Source organism: Cellvibrio sp. (assembly GCF_053579595.1).
Window position 1 is genome coordinate 1 of the sequence record NZ_JBRFPI010000313.1, and the last position, 5,524, is coordinate 5,524.

6 protein-coding genes are annotated in these 5,524 nt (G+C 48.2%); 5 read left to right on the forward strand and 1 reads right to left on the reverse strand.

Annotated elements, in window-relative coordinates:
* Nucleotides 1-270 precede the first annotated feature (270 nt).
* Together ACWA6V_RS16520 and ACWA6V_RS16525 are read left to right on the forward strand one after the other, a co-directional pair.
* On the forward strand, nucleotides 271-690 hold the full coding sequence (locus ACWA6V_RS16520; protein WP_449523519.1) for a hypothetical protein: 420 nt from the start codon (nucleotides 271-273) through the stop codon (nucleotides 688-690).
* A 253-nt stretch (nucleotides 691-943) separates the two neighbouring features.
* A complete protein-coding gene (locus tag ACWA6V_RS16525) occupies nucleotides 944-1,582 on the forward strand; it encodes an FMN-binding negative transcriptional regulator (RefSeq protein WP_449523520.1) in 639 nt (212 codons plus the stop codon).
* 17 nt (nucleotides 1,583-1,599) lie between these two features.
* Here the strand turns inward: ACWA6V_RS16525 and ACWA6V_RS16530 are convergent, their stop codons facing one another.
* Complete coding sequence (locus ACWA6V_RS16530; RefSeq protein ID WP_449523521.1) at nucleotides 1,600-2,331, reverse strand: tetratricopeptide repeat protein; 732 nt, start codon at nucleotides 2,329-2,331, stop codon at nucleotides 1,600-1,602.
* 230 nt (nucleotides 2,332-2,561) lie between these two features.
* Between ACWA6V_RS16530 and ACWA6V_RS16535 the strand changes: the two genes are divergently transcribed.
* The 3 genes from ACWA6V_RS16535 to ACWA6V_RS16545 form a co-directional block, all read left to right on the forward strand.
* Complete coding sequence (locus ACWA6V_RS16535) at nucleotides 2,562-4,388, forward strand: protein-disulfide reductase DsbD family protein (protein WP_449523522.1); 1,827 nt, start codon at nucleotides 2,562-2,564, stop codon at nucleotides 4,386-4,388.
* 320 nt (nucleotides 4,389-4,708) lie between these two features.
* Entirely contained in the window at nucleotides 4,709-5,146 is a 438-nt protein-coding gene (gene aroQ, locus ACWA6V_RS16540; RefSeq protein ID WP_449523523.1) for a type II 3-dehydroquinate dehydratase, read from the forward strand.
* 63 nt (nucleotides 5,147-5,209) lie between these two features.
* Nucleotides 5,210-5,524, forward strand: a 315-nt coding sequence (locus tag ACWA6V_RS16545; RefSeq protein ID WP_449523524.1) for an acetyl-CoA carboxylase biotin carboxyl carrier protein, incomplete at its 3' end; no start/stop codon positions are given.

Genomic DNA, 5,524 nt, shown 5'->3' on the forward strand with positions numbered 1-5,524 from the left:
TGTTAGTGAAAATTGAAATTAAACAAAGTTAATCGCGCTCGGCTACAGCTCCATCAAGTCCGCGCGTTGAACAAAATAATTGGGTGTGGTTTTCGTAAGAGCTTGCACTTTGTAGCAACAACTAACGTCCAGCTTACAACAAGGCGTTGAATACGCGCACTGCGTGCGCTGGGACAGTTCGTAAGTCGCGCATTTGGTTTGTCGGTGTGGAAAGCTAATCGCAAGCGCAACTTACAAACTGCCCATTAACTAAGCGTTAAAAGGAAATTTATGAACAGCAAGCAACTATTCAAGGTAGCCCTTATTATCTACTGTATAGCTTTAGTTTTTCCAGTCTGGACTGTGAAAGGTAACAATCCTATTTATGGTATTGAGGCGTTAACAATCGGAGCGCTTGCAGTGCTCACCTTAGACCCAAGGTGGTTTTGCAACTTAGTATTGGTATATTCAACTAATTGTGTTTTCAAAACTTTTAATAAAATATATTTGAAACGAAGCCTCATTCTGGCTGCAGTAAGTACCACAGTTATTTTTGGTCCATTTCATGGAGGCTTGAGCATGGGGTCATTTGACCTTTTTGAAGGTACTGGGTTAGATCTTGGAGGCTATTTATGGGTAATATCTTTATGGCTATTTGCAATATCCATTTATCTTAGAAAAACGGAAATAGACTCAAGCAGTTACCCATAAATTAATTGCACCTTAAGTATTTTTAAACAAGCGACTGAGGCAAAAAAATCAATGCCTGCAACGCTAATTTTGTTCGCTTGACACTCGCAATTTCTCTCATATAAAAATGGGAGAAAGAAATGATCTGTATTAATGAAATTTACCAAGGCCTTATTCAGGGTCTCTCGTTCCCCTTGGAAAATCAAAAATATTTACTGAATAATGGGTTATGATTATGTCAACGTTTGCGGGACGCATTTAAAAGGAAGACTTAATGTACATACCACAATCAAATGAAGAAAATAACATCGCCGTGCTTCATGCGTTAATCCGAGAAAAACCTTTAGGTACCTGGGCAGCTATTGTGAATGGGGAAATTGAAGTGAACCATATTCCTTTCGTTATTAAAGAAAACAAAGGGGAGTTTGGAACACTTGTTTGCCATGTTGCCAAGGCAAATACCATTTGGAAAACCTGTTCACGGATCAATGATTCCGTTGTTACATTCCACGGCGATCAGGCTTATATTTCGCCGTCATGGTATCCGAGCAAACATGAAAATGGTAAGGCGGTACCTACGTGGAATTATTGTGTTGTCCATGCTTACGGAGTGCCAGAAATAATTCAAGACCCGCACGAGTTGCTTGCACATCTAAATGAATTAACTAATTTGCACGAAGCCAAGCAAGCACTGCCTTGGCAGGTGAGTGATGCACCAGTGGATTTTATTGAAAAACTGAGCGGAGCTATTGTGGGTATAGAAATACCCATCAAGAAAATGATTGGAAAGTGGAAGCTGGGGCAAAGCAGATCAGAGGCCGATAAGCTGGGGACAATTGCAGGTTTAAAATCGAGCAGTGATGCGCAACAGCACGGCTTGGCAAATACACTGCTCAAAACACTTCATCTGTAAAAAAACCTGCGCGCCTTTTATTGCGCCGCAGGTACCAATTGTATACGCGGCGGACTACCCAGCTTGATATCACCACGCACACGGTAACCCGGTACCGCATCGCGCATTTTTTGATAGATCCAACGCCCCTCTACATCGGTGCGCGCAATAATCATGGCAAGGCCATTGGTGGCTTTTAGCTTTTGTGCGATCTCGGTCAATTTAGCGATAATTTTGGGATCATCTTTACCGAGCAAACTTGCATCGAGCAAAAATTCATTAGCGCCACCGCGATAGGGTTCAACTGGTGGAGTGGATTTGATTTGCTCGGTCAAACCGGCTGCAACTTCTTTAATCAATAAATTATTAGGGTCAACGATGCGGGCATTGTTAAGCATGGTCGTAGCCTGTGAATAATTACCGCGAGCAGCCGCCTGGCGGGCGAGATCTACATAGCGCATCACAATCCCCTGTAGCCCACCTTTGGCGCGGGCATTATTGGGATCGAGCTTGAGCGCAGCACGGAAGTAGTCGTAGGCATTGTCATTGGTTGGAGTGAGCAGCTGGTTTTGCGACAAGGTGTATTCGCCGTTGAGGATCAGCATCTTCACGACCTGCTGTTCCTTGGTGATAACTGGTTTTGGCTGCACAACAGGCGCTGGCACAGGTGCGGGTTGTTTTTTCTGGTTGGCATAAAAGGGAATCTGGCAAGCGCCAAGTGCACAAGCCAACACAATCACTAATCCACTGCGACCAACCGAATTACGCATAGCACCTTTTCTCTAGAACTGAATTTTTAAAAACCCACACCAATTTCATCTTAACCGAGCCAACCGGACGCCTGCCGCAAAAGAAAAAATTCGCCTCAGGTAGAATGTTGTGTATTGCCGGTTGTCTATAAGGCGCCGTATGTTACTGTAAGTCGCGCTGCCGAGCACCCCTCGCCGTGCAACCTACTTGCCCACGAACCCCATTTCCAGATCGGGAAGCTCCTCATACCATGCTTAATCTGTCTCCGTTAAGACTTCGTTTTTTGCAGCAACTCAGTGTAAAAATCCTATTATTGACTGGCATTTTGCTTGCGCACGCCAGCCTTGCGGAAGATCTACTAGCGCCCAAAGGGGATCCTCTCGCACAGAGCAGCAATACTTTGAACTCCAGTTTGCTGACCGGCCAGGATGAATTTTTACCAGTAGCCGAGGCATTCAAACCCAGCTATACGATTGCGCAAGGTAAATTGGTACTGCATTGGCAGATAGCGGACAGCTACTACCTTTACGAGGAGCGTTTTAAGTTCCGTACCGATGAAAGCATTGCAATTTCGCCTACCTATACTCCGGGCAAGATGAAGTACGACGAACTGTTTGAGCGCGAAACCATGGTTCACTACCATGAAGTCTCAGCCAGTTTTGATTTGGCCGGCATCGCCAAACCATTTGACCTAAAACTGGAATACCAGGGCTGCGCCGATGCAGGCCTGTGTTACCCGCCGCAAAAACTGGCACTGTCTATTGACCCGGCGAGCGCATCGGTCATAGAACAAGAGCCCAACACACAAATACCCACCACTGCACCGATACCGGCATCAACCAGCACACCGCCTACTTATGCACCAAACTCAGGCTGGATTTTGCAGGCGATACTGCTGGCGCTGCTTGGAGGGATGATCCTCAACTTAATGCCCTGCGTGTTTCCGGTTCTGTCTATAAAGGTGATGAGCTTGGCTGCTGCCGATCGCTCGCGGCTCGCCATTCACGGCTGGGTCTATACCCTTGGGATTGTGGTGTGTTTTGTGGGTTTTGCGGTTGCGCTGCTACTTGCTCGCAAAGGGGGAGAGGCGATTGGCTGGGGCTTCCAACTGCAATCACCAGGCCTAATCGCCGCCCTCGCCTATTTGTTTTTTGTGATGGGCTTGAGCATGTCTGGCCTGATTAATGTTGGCAGCAGCCTGATGGGTGCCGGCCAAAACCTGACCCAGAAATCCGGCTTGAGCGGTTCATTCTTTACGGGCGTTCTGGCTGCGGTAGTCGCCAGCCCCTGCACGGCTCCGTTTATGGGCGCTGCACTTGGCTTTGCGCTTACCCAACCTGCCATCGCCTGCCTTGCCGTATTTGCCGCACTCGGCTTTGGCATGGCACTTCCATTATTAATACTTTGCTATTTACCTACATTGGCGGCGCGCCTGCCCAAACCCGGCGCCTGGATGGACAACCTCAAGCAATTCCTTGCCTTTCCTCTCTATTTGAGCGCGATCTGGTTACTTTGGGTGTTCGGGCGCCAGACCAGCGTGAGCGGGATGGCCGCACTCTGCGCAGGCGCTGTGGCTATCGCATTTGGCTGCTGGCTATTAGGGCGGGAAGCGCGCGGATTTTGGCAGCTGGTGCGCCGGATTCTTATCGCCACAAGCTGGATACTGGCCATTATTTTGGTATGGCAAGGCGCCGAAAGTCGTGAGCAAAAATCGACTACTGACGACCGCTGGCAAGTCTACAGCCCCGAGCTAGTCGCTTCTTTACGCGCCGAAGGCCGCCCGGTATTTGTCAATTTAACTGCCGATTGGTGCCTGACCTGCCTCGCAAATGAGCGAATTGCGCTGCACACCCAAGCGGTTGAACAGACGTTTGATGAGCTGAATGTGGCGACAATTAAAGGTGATTGGACGAATACTGACCCGAAAATCACCGAACTCCTGCAAGAATATGGCCGCAGTGGCGTCCCCCTCTACCTCTGGTTTCCCGCCAATAGCGGTGGAAAAGCAACGATTCTGCCGCAACTATTGACGCAAGATTTGGTTATCAGAACCTTAAAAGGCGAAAATAAGCCTTAAATTGACCGTTATTGGCGATAATAGAAACAATTGACAGCATTTTTTGTTAACTTCCCGTATCTTGTCGCTAACATGGAGGCAAGATGCGGGGATAATCGAACAAAACCGCTATTTACAGCCTTATTTTTAACACCTTCACGAATAACTTCTGCAATCATGCAGGCATTTTCTGCCATCTAAACAAAATTTCGCTGGTATCGTGGACATATCCTGCTTTTTGCGGCAAACTCCCTCCACTTTGAAATCCCCGGCAAGCTGAACTTGGCCGTTCGACGCGAGTCTCAGCATAAAACCAGAAAATCACCGCAGGATCACAGTTAATGGCAACCATTTTGGTACTTCACGGCCCCAACCTGAACTTATTAGGGCTGCGCGAACCAGGCATCTATGGTGCAACTACGCTCGATGACATCAACCGCAACTTGACCCAGATAGCTTTTGCTGCCCGTCTCCTCTTGCACACCCTGGATAGCCATCCAGAGTACGATTTAATTGACCGTATTCACGATGCGCGCAGAGAGGGGGTCGATTTCATCATCATCAATCCTGCTGCATTTACCCATACCAGTGTCGCTCTGCGCGATGCACTGCTCGGCGTTGATATCCCTTTTATCGAAGTGCATTTATCCAACGTGCATAAACGTGAAGCTTTTCGCCATCACTCCTATTTTTCCGATGTCGCCCAAGGCGTTATCTGCGGCTTTGGCGCCACCAGTTATGAACTGGCGCTGCAAGCGGCGTTCAAACTCGTTAAATAGTTTTTTCATTAACTTGGCCTGGCCAATACTAACCACAACAAACCTTGTTACAGAGAGGACTTTATGGATATTCGCAAAATCAAAAAACTGATCGAGCTGTTGGAAGAATCCAACATCGGCGAACTGGAAATCAAAGAAGGCGAAGAATCTGTTCGTATCGCACGTAACAGTGGCACCACCCAATATTTCAGCGCGCCAGCACCGGCTGGTTACGCTATGCCTACAGCGCCAGCGGCAGCACCCGCCGCTGCACCGGTTGCAGCCGCTACCACACCGGCCCCAGCACCTGTGGTGACTGGCCACGTGGTTAAATCGCCAATGGTAGGCACTTTCTACCGCTCACCAAGCCCAGGCTCACCTTCTTTTATCGAAGTAGGC

Excerpts from the sequence above, each read along its gene's own strand:
- ACWA6V_RS16525 (WP_449523520.1), top strand. The coding sequence starts at position 944 with ATGTACATACCACAATCAAATGAAGAAAATAACATCGCCGTGCTTCAT.
- ACWA6V_RS16530 (WP_449523521.1), bottom strand. The coding sequence starts at position 2,331 with ATGCGTAATTCGGTTGGTCGCAGTGGATTAGTGATTGTGTTGGCTTGT.
- aroQ (WP_449523523.1), top strand. The coding sequence starts at position 4,709 with ATGGCAACCATTTTGGTACTTCACGGCCCCAACCTGAACTTATTAGGG.
- ACWA6V_RS16535 (WP_449523522.1), top strand. The coding sequence starts at position 2,562 with ATGCTTAATCTGTCTCCGTTAAGACTTCGTTTTTTGCAGCAACTCAGT.
- ACWA6V_RS16520 (WP_449523519.1), top strand. The coding sequence starts at position 271 with ATGAACAGCAAGCAACTATTCAAGGTAGCCCTTATTATCTACTGTATA.